The following is an 18,691-nucleotide window of genomic DNA, read 5'->3' on the forward strand; positions in this document are numbered from 1 at the left end:
TTATAACCTCCTATTTGTCGTGTCAAAAAACTTGTTCATTTAGAAATAATTTCATATAAATATATGAATAAAAAATAAAAAGACCGTCTACTGAAATGATTTTAAAAATCATTTCAGAGACAGCCCCATTTTTTGGTTATTATGCGTTTTCTAAAACAGCTTCTGTGCTATTATAAATATCTTCATCTAAGGCATTTTCTGATTTAGCTACTACTACTGCTGTTGCAGCATCTCCGACTACATTTAGTGAAGTTACTAGCATTTCTACTGGTCTGTTTATAGCTAATATTAGTGAATATGCAAGTAATGCAGCATCGTTTTGATATCCCATTCCTGTTAATACTGTAAATAGTATTATTGCTCCAGCACCAGGGGCAGCAGGTGTACCTATAGAAGCTATAAGAGCTAATAATGATATTATTGCTATGTTACCAATTGTTATATCATATCCAGCACTTGATGCTATGAATATTGCAGCTATAACTTGCATTATTGCAGTTCCATTCATGTTTATAGTCATTCCTAAAGGTAAAGTGAATGAAGCTATTTCTTCGCTTACTCCTAACTCTTCAACAGTTGTCTTTGTATTTAAAGGTAAAGATGAAGCTGATGAAGAAGTTGAGAATCCAAATAAAGCAACTTTAGAAATTTTCTTAACAAATATAAATGGATTTAATCTAGCAGCTATTAATATAAATAGAGCATATCCAAACACTAAGAATATTAGTAATGCAACTATAACTGTTACTACATAAGCTAAAGCTGGTTTTAAATGTTCAACACCGTATATTGCAAATGTTCTAGTTATAAGAACGAATATAGCTATAGGACCAAACTTAGTTATTACAAATGATAAGAATAAAGTTATTATATTATTTACATCTTCTAATAATTTTTTTAATACTTGAATTTTATCTTCTAATTTATTTAAGCAAAGTCCAGTTACAACTGCTAAGAATACTATTGAAAGTATTCTTCCATTTTGAGTGAATACTGATGCAATGTTATTTGGTATAGTTTGTACTAAAACTAGTAATGGATTGCTTCCTGTTGAACCAGTTTGAGAAGCTATGTTTTCAATACTTACGTTAAAGAATCCTAATTTGTGAGCTGTTATACCAAATATACCAGCAAGTACTAAAGCAAAAACAGATGTCGCTAAGAATCCTAATATAGTCTTATAAGAAATTCTTCCAAGCTTTTTAGTATCGGTAATTCTACACATAGCTAATGCTATTGATGTAAATACCATTGGTACTATTACTAATTGAAGTGAGTTAACAAAAAGTTGACCAAGTATATAGAATATACCTATAGCATCATTAGCACCTTCAACACTTATATCTTGGAATAATATTTTATTTATAGTTTGCCATAATCCAGCATTTCCACTTGCTATTAAGTTTTCTCTTAATAAAAGAAAGCCAGTACCTGCTATTAATCCAATTATAAGAGCTATTGCCATGTGTATAGCTAGTTTATTAGAGTTATTATTTTTAGTTTTTGAGTTCATAATGTCCTCCTAATTTGTATATTTTTATAGGACACCATAAAAAAAGCCTTAATATCCTTTAAGATATTAAGGCAAAACATACTATAGTTTAATTCCACTATATAAAAATAGCATATTAGTAATTAATTTATAAACCGTACTTTTCCTTATTAGTCTCTCTGGACTATCTTAAAGGTATCCTATTGAGAAGAATATATAATATATTGTATGAAATGTCAATTATGTTTATATAAAATATAAGTATACTTTAGCTAAAAATTATATAAATTATTAAATCCATTGATGATTTTAAGTTTATCTGTAAATAAAGTTAAATAATAGAATAATATATTCTATGAGAAATAATAGGAGGGAATATGTAATACGAATATGAATTTTTTAAAAAAATATTTTAAAAAATACTATAAAATGTTTTTTCTAGCTATTGGATGCATTATGCTGGAGGTCTTATGTGACTTACTTCAGCCTACATTAACGTCTACTATAATTGATAAGGGTGTTTCATATAATGATATGAGTGTTGTACTAAAATATGGATTTATTATGATAGGAGTTAGTATTTTTGGAGCATTTATAGCTATTAATAGAAATAAATTTGCAACAACAGTTGCACAAAATTTTGGAGCAGACCTTAGATCAGATGTCTTTAATAAGATACAAAGCTTTGATTTTGATAATATAGATAAATTTGAAAGAGGATCATTAATAACAAGGCTTACAAATGATATAACTAACATACAAAATTTTATATATGGATTGATGAGAATATTTGTTAGAGCACCATTATTAGCTATAGGATGCATAATAATGTCTATAAGATTAGATTTAAAGATGTCTTTAATAGTTTTAACTATAGTGCCTATAGTAGGTGGTCTAATATATATAAATTTAAAATACGGCTATCCGTACTTTCTTAAGGTTCAAAGGGCTATAGATAAGGTAAATGGAGTTATTAGGGAATATTTAAGAGGAGTAAGAGTTGTTAAAGCTTTTAATAGATTTGATTTTGAAGAAGATAGATTTGAAAATGTTAATGAGGATTTAACTTATAAATCAGTTAGTTCAATGAAATTCATGGCAGTATTTAATCCTGTAATTACACTTATAGTAAATATAGCAATAGTTATTATAATATGGAACGGTGCCACAAGAGTAAATATAGGAACTATACAAGTTGGAAAAATAGTTGCTTTTACTAATTATATGACACAACTTCTATTTGCACTAATGTCAACAACAATGATATTTTCAAGTTTAATACGTGCTAAGACTTCAACTGAAAGAATTAACGAAATATTTTTAGAAGAAAATGATATAAAAGAAATAAGCAGTGATATATGTAATTCTTCAGAAATAGGAAATATAAAATTTGAAAAAGTTACATTCTCATATAAGGGCTTAAAAGGAGAACCTATAATTGATAATATATCATTTACATTAGAAAAAGGAATGATCTTAGGTATTGTAGGTTCTACTGGAAGTGGAAAAACTACATTAATAAATTTAATTCCGAGGTTTTATGATGCTAAGTCAGGAAAAATATTAATAGATGGAGTAGATATAAGAAATTATACTTTTGAAGAATTGAGAGATAAGATATCAATAGTTCCTCAGAAGACAGTACTTTTTTCAGGAACTATAAAAGAGAATATAAAATGGGGAAAAGAAGATGCTACAGATGATGAAGTTAGAGAAGTTTGTAAAATAGCAGATGCAGATTCTTTTATTACTAGTTTTAATAAAGGCTATGATTCGATTGTTGGACAAGGTGGATCAAATTTATCAGGTGGGCAAAAACAAAGAATAGCTATAGCAAGAGCTCTTATTAAAAGGCCAGAAATATTAATATTAGATGATTCAACATCAGCATTGGATACGGATACTGAATATAGAATAAGAAAATCATTAAAAGAATATTCAAAAGATATGACAACAATATTAATTGCTCAAAAAATTTCATCTGTAATAAATGCAGATAAGATAATTGTATTAGACCATGGGAAGATTGTAGGAGAAGGTACCCATAATGAATTAATGAGTAATTGTGAAGTTTATCAAGATATTTATAAATCACAACAGTAATGGAGGTGAATATCTTGCAAAATAATAAGGGGTTCGCAGCAGGAACATCAAAAGCTAGTAGGTTTATGAGTAATAATGAAAAACCTAAAAATTTAAAAGAAACATTGGCTAGATTATGGAGACTATTTGGAGATGAAAAAAAGTTATTTTTATTAGTTTTTATATTAATAATAGTAGACACATTAATATTACTTTTAGTTCCTTATTTAATAGGAAAAGCTGTAGATATTATATCAATTGGTATTAATAATGTAGATTTTTCAGTAGTAAAAAAGATAATATATATATTAATAACTATATATATTGTTGATAGTACTATAAACCTTATTCAAGGACTTTCAATGGCTGGTATTTCTCAGAGAATAGTAAAAAATATAAGGAAAAGTTTTTTTGACAAGCTTCAAAAGTTACCTACATCATATTTCGATGCTAATTTAAATGGAGATATTATGAGTAGATTAACTAATGATATAGATAATATAAGTACTACAATATCCTCATCAGTAACGACTCTTATGAGTAGTTCTATAAGTATAGTAGGGTCTTTAGTTATGATGATTGTATTGAGTCCTATTTTGACTATAGCAGGATTAATAACTGCACCTTTAGTTCTTTTATTATCAAAAACAATTGCTAAGAGAACTAAAATATATTTTAAAGAACAACAGGCGGCTTTAGGAAATTTAAATGCACATATTGAAGAAAGTATTTCAGGATTAGAAGTTATTAAAGCTTTTAATCATGAAGAAAATATAAAATCTACATTTGAAGACTTAAATAAAGATTTAAGAATAAAAGGATATAAGGCACAAATATGGACTGGTTATTTAATGCCATTAATAAATGTAATAAATAATTTTGGGTTTGCAATGATAGCTTTATTAGGTGGGATATTAGCAGTTAATAATATGATAACTATAGGAATAATTGCATCATTTATAAGTTATAGTAAACAATTTGTAAGACCTTTAAATGATATAGCTAATATATTTAATACTTTACAATCAGCACTTGCAGGAGCTGAAAGAGTATTTGAAGTATTAGATCAAAAAGAAGAGGTAGAAGATAAGGAAAGTTGTAATGAATTAACAAATGTAAAGGGAGAAGTAGAATTTAAAAATGTAAGCTTTGGATATAATGATGATAATATAGTTTTGCATGATATAAACTTTAAAGTTGAACCAGGAAAATCCTTAGCTATAGTCGGAGCAACAGGTTCAGGAAAAACTACTATAGTAAATTTATTAACTAGGTTTTATGAAATAACAGAAGGGTCTATAACTATTGATGGAGTTGATATACGGGATTACTCAAGGGATAGTTTGAGGAGAAACTTTGGAATAGTTCTTCAAGACACCTATTTATTTTCAGGAACAATAAAAGAAAATATTATGTATGGAAAAGAGGATGCAACAGATTTAGAAATAATATCAGCTGCAAAGATAGCAAATGCACATACATTTATATCAAGATTACCAAATGGATATGATACAGTTCTTTCTGAAGGTGGTAGTAATTTAAGTGCGGGACAAAAACAATTATTAGCTATAGCTAGAGCTGTATTATCAAATCCTTCAATATTAATATTGGATGAAGCAACTAGTAATGTGGATACTAGAACAGAGCTTAGAATTCAACAAGCTATGTTAAGTTTAATGAAAGGCAGAACAAGCTTTATAATAGCGCATAGATTAAGTACAATAAGGGATGCAGATAATATAATGGTTGTAGAGGATGGAAGAATAATTGAATTTGGAAGTCATGAAGAGCTTATAGCTAAAGGTGGAAAGTATTATAACCTATATATGCTTAATAAAATAGGATAATTGTAAAATAGATTTATATAAATGAGATAATAGTCGATAAAGTACTATAAGAAATTTGAACTTATAAAACTTCTAAGGAATAACTTAATATAGAGAATGTTTTTGAGGAAAACTATGGGCAAGGTAATTGATATAACCGATATTTTAGCTTTAAGAAAGGCTGTTAGAATATTAGAGTTATTAGATAAAGATTATGATTATGATGTACTTAAAGCTCATCCTAATATATGTAGAGAAATAATAGTCTTATTTGGAAAAGAGCTAGATAAGCCAGAGAATAGTAAAAATGAATATCTATCATAATTTTATCATTACAATTTTTAAAAATATATAATGATAAAATTATAAATAAAAAAGAGGCTTTACGCCTCTTTTTTATCTATTAGCTAATACCTAATATGTTATTTATTTCATTTTTGTAAGCATCTGCTTTTGCACCGAAGATAGCTTGAATTCCGTTACCAACTTCCATAACACCAGCAGCACCTAAATTCTTTAATTCAGCTTTATCTACTTTAGCTTTATCTTTAACTTCAACTCTTAATCTTGTGATACAAGCATCAACAGATACTATGTTTTCTTCTCCACCTAAAGCAGCTAATACAGCAGGAGCTTTTTCAGCTATTTCACCTTTACCAGTAGATGTAGTAGTAGCTTCTGTCTTTCCACCTTTTTGAGCTTGGAAATCAGCTTTAGTGTAAAGTTTAGTTTCTTCTTCTTCATCTCTACCAGGAGTCTTTAAGTTCATCTTAGTAATCATGAAGTAGAATACGAAGTAGTAAACTACTGCATATATTGCACCAACAACTAATACCCAGATCCAGTTAGTAGGAACACCTGCACCTGCTGGAAGTAAACCGAATAATGAGAAGTCAATTACACCACCAGAGAATGTCATACCTATGAATACATTTAATATATCCATTAACATGAATGATAAACCTGCAAGTACACAGTGTACAACATATAGTACTGGAGCAACGAATAAGAATGTAAATTCTAATGGTTCAGTTATACCAGTTAAGAATGAAGTAACAGCAGCAGCTAATAATAATGATCCAACAACTTTCTTCTTGCTTGGAAGTGCAGCTCTATACATAGCAAATGCAGCAGCAGGAAGACCAAACATCATGAATGGGAATTTACCAGCCATGAATCTTGTAGTACCGCTAACAATATCATTCATAACTGATGCAGAAGCACCTACTAAATCAGTCATGCTTGATAATTGAACGAAATAAGCAGTATTAGCACCAGCAACAGTTTGGAATGATCCGTTTACTAAAACTTGTGCTTCAACGAAAGAACCATACCAGAATGGAGTATAGAATACGTGATGTAAACCAAATGGTATTAATGCTCTTTCAATTAATCCGTAGAAGAATGTTCCAATTGTACCTGCTTCTCTAACAAGGTTAGCAATTACAGATATACCATCTTGAACTAAAGGCCATGCAAATGCTAATACAGCACCAACTAAAGCCATAACTAATGAAGTTATTATTGGAACAAATCTTGATCCTGAGAAAAATCCAAATACTGGTGGGAATTGGATTGTGTGGAATCTATTGTGTAGACTTGCAGCAACTATACCTGTAATAATACCACCGAATACTGACATATTTAATGTGAATATTCCAAGATTAGTAGTTACGTAAGTACCATATTCCCCAACGTTATCAGGAGTTAAAACTCCTAATTGAGTAACACCTAAACCTAAAAGTGTAGAAATAACTTGGTTCATAACTATGAATCCAAATACTGAAGCTAAAGCAGCAGTACCTTTGTCTTTCTTAGCAAGACCAACTGCAACACCAACAGCGAATAATAGTGGTAAGTTACCGAATATTATATCACCTATATTTTTCATAACTGTTAATATAGCAGTAACGGCTGGAATACTAACGAAAGAAATTAGTGGACCATAAACTGCTGGTGGATTTGATAAACCACCGATACCTAATAATGCACCACCAACACCAAGTAATATACCTGCTATTGGAAGAGCAGCGATTGGAAGCATTATTGCTTTACCGATTCTTTGTAAAAATTGCATCATTTTATTATTCCTCCTTAGACAGTATTATTATATCCATTTTACAAAGTTATAATTAACTTTGTATTACACGGCCATAAAAAATAAAAAGGCCTAAATATCTATAAATATACTTTTATACACAAAGAAAACATCATTATTTCTCTGTAAGTAATATTTATACATATTTAAGCCTTGCCTGCATAACCAGTAACACGCTAATTATTTAATTTACGAAAAATATACTATCACAGAGAAAATATTTTGTAAATGTTTTTTTTGAAAAGGTTTTATAATTTTTTAAATTTATAGTTTTATAGTTAAATTTTTATAGTTATTATCTTTATTATTTAAAGCTATATCTACGTAATGTTTAATAAATGGAGATGGACAGCTTTTTAAGAGATTAAATCCTTTTGAAGAAATAATACTATCCCAAGATATTTCTTCAGAATCATCATTATATTTAAGTCTAATATTAGATAGTGTTTCACACATGGCTTTAAGCTCTTCTTCAGTATAATCATCACTATATGATAATCTTTTAAAGTTTTGGTTATAGACAAAGTTTTTAAAAGATTTTTTTGAATTACTCTTAAATGAAGGATCAAAGTTATCCATATTTAGTGTTGCAATTTCATAGGATAGAGATTTATCTTTATTAAATGTAGCTATGCCATACTGTTGAGGATAAATAGCTAAAGAACTACTTGCTATATCAGTTAAAATAGAATTATCTAGAGAAGTACTCTTTATGCTTTGAAAATGAATATGTCCAGTAAAGCATAGATGTATATTATTATTTTTTAAGGTGTTTAAAACCTCGTCACTATTATCTAAAGTAAATCCACTATAGATATAATTGCTATGGTTAATTATATTGTGATGAGATACAGCAATAATTTTTGCATTATTATTTTTAGCTAATTTACCGCAATTATTTATCCAATTTAATGTATCCTTAGAAATACATCCATTAACTTCAGGATAGTTTATGGATAAATTATTGTTATATAAATTATCATCTAGCATGAGTATGTATAATTTATTAGAAGGAGCTACTAAGTAACTTAATGATGATTTATCTTTTGATATAGCATCATTAAAACCAAAGTCCTGATATATGTTTATAAACTCTTCTTTAGAAACAAAATCAGTTTTATATTGATTTTCTTCTTTGAATCCACGGGCATTAGGATTATTTATATCATGATTTCCAGGAATTATGTAAACATCAACTCCAGAAGCTTTTATTTCTGCAAGCTTTGATGATAAATCTAAATGACTTTGCTTTTCACCATTAAGCGTTAAATCACCACTTAAAATTAGAAAATCAGGCTTTCTATTTTTAATTTCATTTGCAAATTCATTAAAGATTTCACAGATGAATTCTAGTTGTTTTCCATCTCCATTTTTATTAAATCTATTAAATGCAATGCCATAATCCGTTAGAGATTTAGATAAATAATGAATATCACTACTAATATAAAAAGTAAGCTCATCAGTAGTATTTATATTATCAGTAAAAGATAATTTTGAAGTATATTGGGTATAAGGGGTAAAAAACATATATATTATGATGATTATAGTAGAAAAAAAGAGCGGAAGATAAAAATTTTTAATATTTTTCATAGTATACTCCTTTTATAAAAAGCATTTATATCTATAATTTCCCAAAGAGAATAGTATTATGAGTGTATTTACAAATAAATAGAATTTTCTATAAAATTTAGTTTATAGTATAATATTGAATATATATAAAGATAGGAGTGAGTGTATGTTATTATTTGAATTAAACAAAGAGGAATCAAGAGCTTTTATGAGATTGGTTTCTGAGTTCGTAACTGTTGATAAGAAAATCAATAAGGAAGAAAAAAGTGTAATAGAAAAATATTTAAATAAATTAAATATGAATAAAGAGGAAATTAATGAAATTTCTCATACAGAAGCTATAGAAATATTAGATAAGTCAGAAGATAAAATAAAGAATATGGTGTACTTTGAATTGTTAGGGGTTGCTTTAATTGATGGAGATTATGAAACTTCAGAAGTCGATTATTTAGAAGAAGTTGCAGATAAATTTAATATTTCTAGAGCAACAAAAATAGCTTTAGCTAATTATTATTTTGATGTTGATAAAATGAAAAATAAATCAGAAGAGGAAGTTAAAGAAAAACTGATAAAAATATTAAATTAAAATAAAATAGTTGTTGCGGTAGTATATGTTTAACTTACCGTAACGACTTTTTTATTTTATGATGAATATAATAAGTTCAATTTATAGTGATAATCTATAAGTTGAAGGGTTGATAAATCCTAACTGAAAATGTAGGTTTCGATTTACTAAATGCAATTGTAAGGAATGAGCTAGTAAATGTGGAATAGAATATAAAAATGAATAAATAAAACAATAAAATGAATAAATAACATCTATAAAAATATAAAATAATCTTTATAATTATTAGAAATTTTGTTATTCTAGTTTATGTTGTTAACAAGATAAGGGGAATAATTATGTAAAAATTAGTTTGTTATTAAATTATAATTTGGAGAGATGAACAAATGAAGAAAGTTGATTTAAAGGCTATTGATTGGAAAGCAATAGTAAAAGAGTATTTTATAATAACTTTAGGTTTAATTTTGGTTGCTGTAGGGATAGAGTATTTTTATGCACCAAATAATCTTGCAGCTGGAGGAATAAGTGGGTTAGGTATAGTAGTTAATCATTTTATACCATTCTTAACACCGAGTGTATTTTGTTTCTTTGTAAATATAGCGTTATTTATTCTAGCATTCTTTTTAATTGGAGGAGACTTTGGAATAAAGACTCTTTATGGAACCTATGGATTAATATTTATAATGTGGGTTATTGAAAAGTTTTTAAACCCAGTAGCATTAACTAATGATTTAATGTTAGCATCGATTTTTGGACCAGCTATAATAGCTTTTGGTATGGCTATAGCTTTTAATGCTAATGCATCAACAGGTGGAACTGATATAATAGCTAAATTACTTAATAAATATACAACATTTAACATAGGAATTTCATTGGCAATAATAGATATATTGGTTACAGTAGCAGCTGCTATCGTATTTGGGGTTGATACAGGTTTTTATGCATTCTTATGTGTAATATTAAATGGGTTTTTAATAGATAAGTTCATTGCTATATTTAATAAGACAAAGCAAGTAACAGTCATAAGCGATAAAAATGATGAGATATCTAAATTTATAATAGAAACTTTAGATAGAAAGTGTACATATTTTAAAGGTTCAAGCGCAAATAGTGGAGAATCTAAGGAAATAATTTATGCAATAGTAAAACAAAAAGAGTTAAATAAATTAAAAGATTTTATAGATAAGATAGATGAAAAAGCATTTATAACAATAGGACAAGTTGATGAAGTAAGGGGTAGTGGTTTCCCAAAATTAGAAGGTATTTAAGCTTTTTATAAATAAAATGTAAACTAATATTTAATAACTTATTAAATATTAGTTATTAATGTCTACTTCCAATAACACTCTATTGAGAGAAGATATAAAGTAATATAAAATGAACCTAGAACATTTAGGAGGGATAAATAATGCAAGCTTTTATAGTAGTAGGACTTTTAGTAGCAGCAGTGTTTGCATCATATAAATTAGCTATAGAAAAACAACAAAATAAAATAATATGGCCCGCAATAACATTATTGATAGGACCTGGAATATTTATAATTCAATACTTAGTATCAGTTTTCAAAAATAATAAAAAATTCGCTTAAAATATGAAAAGAAAAGCTTAAATTTCCACAAAAGCTTTTCTTTTTTTATTAGTTATTAACAGAGGATTTTGAAATGCAAAAAATATTATTAGTAATATTGAAATTTTGTTTAATATTAGAAAAAAATCTAAGAGTTATCCACAATTAGTAGGCTTTGAAATGGAATATTTTCAATAAAAAGGTATAAAAGAACTAAAGTTCTGTTAAAACTGTTGAAAATTATCCACAAAATGTGGATAAACATTAAAAACTGTTGAAAAGTCTATAAAAGATATTGACACAATATATTATGTATAAAAAGTAGACAAACCCAATATAATGGGTGTCGTTGAAAAAACTCATAATTTGTTGCATAATGTAACTTAATAAAAAATATAAATAACAGAGTTATCAACAGAATCAACACTATTGTGGATAAATACTGTGGATAAGCATCCGATTTGTGAATAAATTCATTTGAAAATCTAATAAAAAATAAAAAGTTGTGGATAACTATTGTTAATTCGTAACTTTTTAATGCTATAATTAGACAAAATTAGTATTTACTATGGAGGAGAAATTTATGAATTATAATAAGAGAATTTTAAGAGCTGAATTTATAAATAGGCCTAATAGATTTCATGCAAATGTTATTGTAAATGGAGAAGAGATAAAAGTTCATGTTCCTAATACAGGTCGTTGCAGAGAAATACTTGTACCAGGTTGCACTGTGTATTTAAGAGAGGAAAACAACCCTACAAGGAAGACCCCCTACGATTTAATAGCCGCAATTAAAGGAGATAAGCTTATAAGCATAGATTCTCATATACCTAATAAGGTTGTAGAAGAAGCTCTTAATAATAGAAAGATTGAGAAGTTAGAAGAATACACTAATGTATTAAGAGAAAAAACATTTGGAAAAAGTAGATTTGACTTTAAAATATCGAAAGATAATGGAGAGGAATATTTCCTAGAGGTTAAGGGCGTTACACTAGAGGATGAAGGTTATTGTAGATTTCCTGATGCCCCAACAGAAAGAGGAGCAAGACATCTTTTAGAGTTAGTAGAAGCTAAGAAGCAAGGATATGGTGCAGGAGTTATGTTTTTAATACAAATTGAAGATGTAGAAAAGTTTTCACCAAATGATGAAAGAGATCCTAAGTTTGGTGAAGCACTAAGATTTGCAGCAAGTAATGGAGTAGATATTTTTGCTTATAGCTGTATTGTTACAGAGGATGGAATAGAGATAAATAAACCTATTGAAATAATACTTTAATAAATTAAAAATACTACGAGCTAAGCTCGTAGTATTCTAATTTTCTTCTCTTATTAACTCTACAGTTAATATTTTTCCGTTATATTCAACTTTAGCTGAATCAACCATTACACCGATTAAAGTAAGTTCACATTCTACTTCACTTTCTCCACCTAATTGCCAATAGCATTCTTCAACCTCTTGTTGTCTAGGTCTATTAAGTATAGTATTTAATTGATTTAATTTTTCAGTTGATATATTAGCTACATCTCCAGAAATTAAAAAATGTGATTTAGTTTCATCAGAATTGAAATCTAGATGAATGTTTTTGTTTCCTAACTTTTTAAAGTATGTTACCATCTCATTAATAATTTTAAGGTTTTTTTCAAGTTTAAGTTTCATACTAACTCTCCTTTTTAAATGCTGTTATTAATGGAACAAGAATCATCGCAGTAAATCCAGCAGCAAAACCATTATTATATAAGTTAAGTGCACCGTGAAGATATCCTGTATTACATACTATGCAAACATGTATAAATCCTGCTAAAATTCCATATTTCCAACCAAACATACCTGATATAGGAGCTAAGCAAGTTGAAAATAATATTGCTAGTGTTAAACCAGCTGAAGATATTGGATTAATATGTATCATTGCAGCTATTGTTGCACCAATCATTACTGGAAAGACATTTCTGACGTTTTTACCAAAACATCCAAATCCTACAATAGTAAATATACCACAAATAGATCCACCGTTTATGTCTATACCTAGAGCAAGTATAAATAGAGTTGATAAAATACCTAATATCCCCATATTTATATATACTGTCTCTCCAAATGAAGTATAGAAATCATTAACTAAACGTCCACTTTGCTTTGTAATATTAATCATATTATTTTTAATATCTTTTGATGAAATTAAACCAACTAGTATCAAGTAAATAAATATTATAAACAGGAAGATTAAAAGAGAAGTTTGATTTCCTGTATACCATTCTAATCTACTTTCAAAAGTGATATTGAAAAGTCTAAATATAGACATAAGCATTGTTCCTATTATTCCACAAGCAAAGCCTACATTATATAAATTATAACCGTTATGTGCTTTAACAGAGTTACTAGCTATTGGTGGTAATATAAAGCCAACTAATATTCCTAAAAATATTCCTATTATTAATGAAGGCATTTTAGGAAGATAATCAGTGTAATATAATTGAGTAACTATAGGAGATAAAGAAGTTCCTAATAAAGCTGCTAGAGTATAATTAGAAAATTTCTCTTTCTTATATCTACTAAATAAATACACTCCAAATATTATTGGCCATACATTTAATATATTCTTACCAAGAAATGCGAAGGCTGTAACAACCCATAAAGCCATTATTGTAGATCCATTAGGGACAATATTAGTAAATATAAGCAGTAACAGACATAATAAACTTGTTAATGCTGCATTTATAATACCTCCACCTATTCCCCCTACTTGAATATAATCAGTTATTAATATGTCTGGAGTAAGCAATATATTTTTTAGTCCAGAAAATATTTCAGCAGGAGTATTAACTATAAAACCAAATAAAATCATAAAAATATACAAGAGCATTAAAACTTTATAAGGCTTATAAAAATTTTTTCTTAAGTCCATAAAATTCACCTCTATGAGAGTGTAACAGATGATACTTAAAAAATAAATTAAATTTTTATAAAATATATTTAAATATGTCTACAAAATAGTATAATTAGTGATGATAGTTAACTTTATGGTGAGGAGAAGTGGAAAAAATGGAAAATAAAAGAATAAAGAATGTTCCTGAAATAAAAGGTATATTAAGAAGTCATGTTGTAGAAGTTCCACCATGTATAAGAGATTGTTCAGGAATAAAAATTTTTGGAAAGAGAATAAAATCTTTATTATTTACAACAGATGTTGCAATTATAAGGAATACTAATGCTGATGCAATAATAGCAGTATATCCATTTACTCCACAACCGTTAATAACTCAAGCTTTAGTTATGGCTGCTGATGTTCCAATATTTTGTGGAGTTGGTGGAGGTATAACTCAAGGGAAAAGAGTTGTTAACCTAGCTTTAGATGCAGAGTTTAAAGGAGCTATGGGAGTAGTAGTAAATGCACCAACATCTAATGAAATATTGAGAAAGATAAGAGAAACTATAGATATTCCTGTTATAGTGACAGTTGTATCAGAGTGTGAGGATATAAAAGCAAGAATAGAAGCTGGAGCTACGATACTAAATGTATCAGGTGGAAAAAATACAGCTAAGATAGTAAGAAAGATAAGAGAAGAGTTTCCAGATTTTCCAGTAATGGCAACTGGAGGACCAACTGAAAAGACTATTAAAGAAACAATAGAAGCAGGAGCTAATGCAATCACTTATACGCCACAATCTACAGGGGATGTAATGAGTGAACTTATGGATAAATATAGAGGAGTATAGTCGATAAGCAAGGTAAGAGTTGACTATACCAAGTGAAAGCTTTCTGTAAAAAAGGTAAAAAGTCTGTTAACGTAAAGGTTAAGATTTTTTTGTAGAAAAGAGAAAGAGTTTACTTATAAAGAGAGTAAGCATTTTCTTCGTAAAAATGTAACTTTATTTATTGAAGTTAAATATTTAATTAATATATTTGGATGACAGATGGCTAGTTTTATTAGATTTTAAACTCGTCATTTGTCTTTATTCATTTTATTTCATTAATTAGGAAATAAATTTGAAACATAAATGACATAAATATAATGTAGAATTATTACAGAGTAATTAATATGAGATAATATACTTTCTTTTATAGAGTATTAATTACTACTTAATTTGGTTAAGTAATAGATTTACGTATAAAGTTATGTTATACTGTAATATAACTGAAAATCCAAATTTTAATTTGGTTATTTGAAGTTACTCCTATGAGCGTATGCGAATAGTGAGTTTCGTCCAAAATCCAAATTTCACCCACGGGGTACATGTAATTTGGTTATTTGAAGTTAACTAAGAGACTAAATTTTAATTTAGTAGCTTGCAGTTACACTGTAAGTGTACTCCTATGAGTGCATGTGAATAGTGAGTTTCGGCTAAAATCCAAATTTCATCCATGGGATACACGCAACTTAGCTATTTAAACTATATAGAAAGTATATGTTCATAATAGAATGGGAATAGTTTGGTTTAGATATAAATAATTTAATATAGGGAGTAGTTTATATGGGTAGAGAATTTTATGTTGTAGATAGAATTGAAGAAGCATCTCTTGTATTAGAAAGTTACAATGGGGAAATAATTGTAATAGAAAAATCAAATGTTAATAAGTTGCCTAATGAAGGTGATGTGTTAATAGAGGATAATAATTTCTTTTACATAGATGAAGAGGAAACGGTAAAAAGAAAAGAAAAAATTAAAAATATAACGAAAGGTATATGGGCTTAGATTATGGATGAATTCAATAATAACAATGGATACATACATGAAGAAGGAAAGACTTCTAATGTAGATAATAATATTGAAAATTCAAAGCTAGAAAAGCGTAGTGAGAGAAATGCTAAAAAAAATGAGAAAACAGGTTTCTTTTATGATTGGGTAGTTCCGATACTTATAGCTGTAGTTTTAGCTGTATTAATAAACAAATTTATAGTATTTAAGGTTAAGATACCATCAGAATCTATGGTTCCAACTTTGAATGTAGGGGATAGGCTATTTGTAACTAGAGTATATAATCCTGAAAATTTAGATCGTGGAGATGTAGTAGTTTTCCATTCTGATGAAAAAAATGAAGATATGATAAAGAGATTAATAGGAAAACCAGGAGATCAGATAGTAATAAAAGATGGAATTGTTACCGTAAATGGAGAAACTCTTTATGAGAATTATATTGGAACACCAGATAAATTTAATGGGACATATGAGGTCCCTGAAGGGAAATATTTCTTCTTAGGAGATAATCGTTTCTTCTCAAGTGATTCAAGATATTGGGATAACCCGTATATAGACTCTAGCGATATTATGGGAAAAGCACAATTGAAAGTATATCCATTTGATGATTTTGGTATGATTAAATAATGTTAAATTAGGGAGAAGACATATGAGTGAAAATGGACGAAATAAAAATAATAACAATAATAATGCACCAAAGAAAAAGAATAATAAATTTCTTATAATATATGCAGTTATAGCATTCTTATTCTTGTACTCATTTAGTACAGCAAAAGACATGTTAACAACTACTCAAATATCTTATAATGAATTTATTCAGTTAGTTGAAAATAAGGAAATAGAAAGAGTTAGTACAGAAGGAACCGCCTTAGTAATAGTACCTAAAGATACTAGTGAATATAAAGGTAAAGTTCTTTATACTGGTAATGTAGATAATCCAGAGTTAATAAACTTATTAACTGAAAATGGGGTTGATTTCTACCCAGAAATAGTTAAACAAAATTCAGCTATAATGGATTTCATAATAATAAATGTTTTACCATTTGTGCTAATGTTCTTTATTGTTAGATTCATCTTTAATAAGATGGGTAAAAAAATGGGCGGTGGTCCAATGGGAATGGGTAAAAGTAATGCTAAAATATATATGGAAAATGATATAAAGATTACTTTTGATGATGTTGCAGGTCAAGATGAAGCTAAAGAGTCATTAACAGAAATAATAGACTTTTTAAATAATCCGAAGAGATATACTGAGATAGGAGCAAAATTACCTAAAGGAGCTTTATTAGTAGGGCCTCCAGGAACAGGTAAAACTTTACTTGCGAAAGCTGTTGCAGGAGAAGCTAAGGTTCCATTCTTAACTGTATCAGGCTCAAACTTTGTTGAAATGTTTGTTGGTATGGGGGCAGCTAAGGTTAGAGATTTATTCAAAGAAGCAGAAAAGAATGCTCCTTGTATAATATTCATAGACGAGATAGATTCTATAGGTAAGAGTAGAGATAATCAAATGCAAAGTAATGATGAAAGAGAACAAACTCTTAATCAATTACTAACAGAAATGGACGGATTTGATACTTCTAAAGGTATAGTTATCTTAGGAGCAACAAATAGACCAGAAATATTAGATAAAGCTCTTTTAAGACCAGGTAGATTTGATAGAAGAGTTATTGTTGACAGACCTGACTTAATAGGAAGAAAAGCTATATTAAGAGTTCATTCAAAAGATGTTAAGATGGCACCAGATGTAAACTTAGATGAAATAGCTAAGGGTACTCCAGGAGCTGTAGGGGCTGACCTTGCAAATATAGTTAATGAAGCTGCTTTAAGAGCTGTTAAGCATAAAAGAGATGAAGTAATTCAAGAAGACTTACAAGAAGCTGTTGAAGTTATAATTGCTGGTAAGGAAAAGAAGGATAGAATACTTTCAGCTCAAGAAAGAAAGATAGTAGCATTCCATGAAGTTGGTCATGCGCTTGTTGCTGGACTTTTAGAAGGAACTGATCCAGTTCATAAGATTACTATAGTTCCAAGAACGATGGGAGCTTTAGGTTATACAATGCAATTACCTGAAGAGGAAAAATACCTAGTATCTAAAGAAGAATTATTAAATCAAATAACAGTTATGCTTGGAGGAAGAGCTGCTGAAGAAGAAGTATTTAATCTTATTTCTACAGGAGCATCTAATGATATTGAAAGAGCAAGTCAAACTGCTAGAAGCATGGTAACTGTTTATGGAATGACAGAATCATTTGATATGATGGCATTAGAATCAATTCAAAATAGATACTTAGATGGAAGAGCAGTAAGAAATTGTAGTGAAGAAACTTCAACTTTAGTAGATAAGGAAATATTAAAAATAATAAGAGAATGTCACGAAAAGGCAAGAACTTTATTAAGAGAAAATAGAGATTTATTAGATAAAATTTCTGAATATTTACTAGAAAAAGAAACTATATACGGAGACGAATTTATGAAGTTCGTTCATGAAAAATATCCTGAATTAAAAAAGGATAAAAAAGAAGATAATGAAATCGCAGTAGAAGCAGATAATAATACTTTAGTAGAAGAAATAATTGCTAAAGATGAATTAACTGCTGAAGTAATAGAAGAGCCATCTAATGTAGTTAATGATGATGCTGAAATTGAAGGCACTGAACTTGATGAAGCAACTGTTACTGTAGATGATGAAGAAACAAAATAATTTGTTAACGGAAAAGAGAAATATACGCTAAAGCGTGATAAATATTGGCTTTCGCCAGGAGAAATGTATGCCATTGGCATAGATTAATATTGCCTGAC

Annotated in this window: 16 protein-coding genes; 11 read left to right on the plus strand and 5 right to left on the minus strand. The window is 28.4% G+C overall.

Annotation, left to right across the window (positions count from 1 at the left end; all coding sequences use genetic code 11):
• Nucleotides 1-139: 139 nt before the first annotated feature.
• A complete protein-coding gene (locus ARA56_RS09285) occupies nt 140-1,513 on the minus strand; it encodes a dicarboxylate/amino acid:cation symporter (protein WP_055266006.1) in 1,374 nt (457 codons plus the stop codon).
• A gap of 408 nt (nt 1,514-1,921) precedes the next feature.
• Between ARA56_RS09285 and ARA56_RS09290 the strand changes: the two genes are divergently transcribed.
• The 3 genes from ARA56_RS09290 to ARA56_RS09300 all read left to right on the plus strand — a co-directional run bounded on the left by ARA56_RS09290 (nt 1,922) and on the right by ARA56_RS09300 (nt 5,724).
• Nucleotides 1,922-3,595 (plus strand): ABC transporter ATP-binding protein, encoded by a 1,674-nt coding sequence (locus ARA56_RS09290; protein WP_341380551.1) that lies wholly within the window; start codon nt 1,922-1,924, stop codon nt 3,593-3,595.
• 65 nt (nt 3,596-3,660) lie between these two features.
• Nucleotides 3,661-5,421: an ABC transporter ATP-binding protein gene (locus tag ARA56_RS09295; protein ID WP_242855914.1), complete on the plus strand. Its 1,761-nt coding sequence runs from the start codon at nt 3,661-3,663 to the stop codon at nt 5,419-5,421.
• A 114-nt stretch (nt 5,422-5,535) separates the two neighbouring features.
• Nucleotides 5,536-5,724, plus strand: a complete 189-nt coding sequence (locus tag ARA56_RS09300; RefSeq protein WP_055266010.1) for a hypothetical protein — start codon at nt 5,536-5,538, stop codon at nt 5,722-5,724.
• Between the two features lie 79 nt (nt 5,725-5,803).
• Here ARA56_RS09300 and ARA56_RS09305 read toward each other — a convergent pair whose 3' ends face one another.
• On the minus strand, nt 5,804-7,480 hold the full coding sequence (locus ARA56_RS09305) for a PTS transporter subunit EIIC (protein ID WP_055266012.1): 1,677 nt from the start codon (nt 7,478-7,480) through the stop codon (nt 5,804-5,806).
• Between the two features lie 282 nt (nt 7,481-7,762).
• The gene (locus tag ARA56_RS09310; RefSeq protein ID WP_055266014.1) at nt 7,763-9,088 is read right to left on the minus strand and encodes a metallophosphoesterase; all 1,326 of its coding nucleotides are present in this window, start codon (nt 9,086-9,088) and stop codon (nt 7,763-7,765) included.
• 145 nt (nt 9,089-9,233) lie between these two features.
• On the opposite strand from ARA56_RS09310, the gene ARA56_RS09315 reads away from it, so the two are divergent.
• From ARA56_RS09315 to sfsA, 4 genes are all read left to right on the plus strand, one after another.
• Nucleotides 9,234-9,653 (plus strand): hypothetical protein, encoded by a 420-nt coding sequence (locus ARA56_RS09315; RefSeq protein ID WP_055266016.1) that lies wholly within the window; start codon nt 9,234-9,236, stop codon nt 9,651-9,653.
• A gap of 365 nt (nt 9,654-10,018) precedes the next feature.
• Entirely contained in the window at nt 10,019-10,900 is an 882-nt protein-coding gene (locus tag ARA56_RS09320) for a YitT family protein (RefSeq protein ID WP_055266018.1), read from the plus strand.
• A 140-nt stretch (nt 10,901-11,040) separates the two neighbouring features.
• Nucleotides 11,041-11,220, plus strand: a complete 180-nt coding sequence (locus ARA56_RS09325; protein ID WP_055266020.1) for a hypothetical protein — start codon at nt 11,041-11,043, stop codon at nt 11,218-11,220.
• 562 nt (nt 11,221-11,782) lie between these two features.
• Nucleotides 11,783-12,475 carry a DNA/RNA nuclease SfsA gene (sfsA, locus tag ARA56_RS09330; protein ID WP_055266022.1) on the plus strand — a complete coding sequence of 231 codons (693 nt, stop codon included), beginning with the start codon at nt 11,783-11,785 and terminating at the stop codon, nt 12,473-12,475.
• A gap of 36 nt (nt 12,476-12,511) precedes the next feature.
• Here sfsA and ARA56_RS09335 read toward each other — a convergent pair whose 3' ends face one another.
• Nucleotides 12,512-12,856, minus strand: coding sequence for a hypothetical protein (locus tag ARA56_RS09335; protein WP_055266027.1), 345 nt, complete (start codon nt 12,854-12,856; stop codon nt 12,512-12,514).
• Between the two features lies 1 nt (nt 12,857).
• The gene (locus ARA56_RS09340) at nt 12,858-14,099 is read right to left on the minus strand and encodes a DUF1576 domain-containing protein (RefSeq protein WP_055266029.1); all 1,242 of its coding nucleotides are present in this window, start codon (nt 14,097-14,099) and stop codon (nt 12,858-12,860) included.
• 137 nt (nt 14,100-14,236) lie between these two features.
• Here ARA56_RS09340 and ARA56_RS09345 point away from each other — a divergent pair, with 137 nt between their 5' ends.
• The 4 genes from ARA56_RS09345 (at nt 14,237) to ftsH (ending at nt 18,593) form a co-directional block, all read left to right on the plus strand.
• Nucleotides 14,237-14,911, plus strand: coding sequence for a beta/alpha barrel domain-containing protein (locus ARA56_RS09345; RefSeq protein ID WP_055266030.1), 675 nt, complete (start codon nt 14,237-14,239; stop codon nt 14,909-14,911).
• A 756-nt stretch (nt 14,912-15,667) separates the two neighbouring features.
• Complete coding sequence (locus tag ARA56_RS09350; RefSeq protein ID WP_055266031.1) at nt 15,668-15,889, plus strand: DUF3006 domain-containing protein; 222 nt, start codon at nt 15,668-15,670, stop codon at nt 15,887-15,889.
• A gap of 3 nt (nt 15,890-15,892) precedes the next feature.
• Nucleotides 15,893-16,519, plus strand: a complete 627-nt coding sequence (lepB, locus tag ARA56_RS09355) for a signal peptidase I (RefSeq protein WP_055266033.1) — start codon at nt 15,893-15,895, stop codon at nt 16,517-16,519.
• 22 nt (nt 16,520-16,541) lie between these two features.
• A complete protein-coding gene (gene ftsH, locus ARA56_RS09360) occupies nt 16,542-18,593 on the plus strand; it encodes an ATP-dependent zinc metalloprotease FtsH (RefSeq protein WP_055266035.1) in 2,052 nt (683 codons plus the stop codon).
• The last annotated feature ends 98 nt before the right edge of the window (nt 18,594-18,691 follow it).

This window comes from Clostridium disporicum (genome assembly GCF_001405015.1).
GTDB classification, from domain to species: Bacteria; Bacillota; Clostridia; order Clostridiales; family Clostridiaceae; genus Clostridium; species Clostridium disporicum_B.

What these genes read in the sequence shown, in the direction of transcription:
- ARA56_RS09285 (WP_055266006.1), bottom strand. Translation starts at nt 1,513, where the DNA reads ATGAACTCAAAAACTAAAAATAATAACTCTAATAAACTAGCTATACAC.
- ARA56_RS09290 (WP_341380551.1), top strand. Translation starts at nt 1,922, where the DNA reads ATGTTTTTTCTAGCTATTGGATGCATTATGCTGGAGGTCTTATGTGAC.
- ARA56_RS09295 (WP_242855914.1), top strand. Translation starts at nt 3,661, where the DNA reads ATGAGTAATAATGAAAAACCTAAAAATTTAAAAGAAACATTGGCTAGA.
- ARA56_RS09300 (WP_055266010.1), top strand. Translation starts at nt 5,536, where the DNA reads ATGGGCAAGGTAATTGATATAACCGATATTTTAGCTTTAAGAAAGGCT.
- ARA56_RS09305 (WP_055266012.1), bottom strand. Translation starts at nt 7,480, where the DNA reads ATGATGCAATTTTTACAAAGAATCGGTAAAGCAATAATGCTTCCAATC.
- ARA56_RS09310 (WP_055266014.1), bottom strand. Translation starts at nt 9,088, where the DNA reads ATGAAAAATATTAAAAATTTTTATCTTCCGCTCTTTTTTTCTACTATA.
- ARA56_RS09315 (WP_055266016.1), top strand. Translation starts at nt 9,234, where the DNA reads ATGTTATTATTTGAATTAAACAAAGAGGAATCAAGAGCTTTTATGAGA.
- ARA56_RS09320 (WP_055266018.1), top strand. Translation starts at nt 10,019, where the DNA reads ATGAAGAAAGTTGATTTAAAGGCTATTGATTGGAAAGCAATAGTAAAA.
- ARA56_RS09325 (WP_055266020.1), top strand. Translation starts at nt 11,041, where the DNA reads ATGCAAGCTTTTATAGTAGTAGGACTTTTAGTAGCAGCAGTGTTTGCA.
- sfsA (WP_055266022.1), top strand. Translation starts at nt 11,783, where the DNA reads ATGAATTATAATAAGAGAATTTTAAGAGCTGAATTTATAAATAGGCCT.
- ARA56_RS09335 (WP_055266027.1), bottom strand. Translation starts at nt 12,856, where the DNA reads ATGAAACTTAAACTTGAAAAAAACCTTAAAATTATTAATGAGATGGTA.
- ARA56_RS09340 (WP_055266029.1), bottom strand. Translation starts at nt 14,099, where the DNA reads ATGGACTTAAGAAAAAATTTTTATAAGCCTTATAAAGTTTTAATGCTC.
- ARA56_RS09345 (WP_055266030.1), top strand. Translation starts at nt 14,237, where the DNA reads ATGGAAAATAAAAGAATAAAGAATGTTCCTGAAATAAAAGGTATATTA.
- ARA56_RS09350 (WP_055266031.1), top strand. Translation starts at nt 15,668, where the DNA reads ATGGGTAGAGAATTTTATGTTGTAGATAGAATTGAAGAAGCATCTCTT.
- lepB (WP_055266033.1), top strand. Translation starts at nt 15,893, where the DNA reads ATGGATGAATTCAATAATAACAATGGATACATACATGAAGAAGGAAAG.
- ftsH (WP_055266035.1), top strand. Translation starts at nt 16,542, where the DNA reads ATGAGTGAAAATGGACGAAATAAAAATAATAACAATAATAATGCACCA.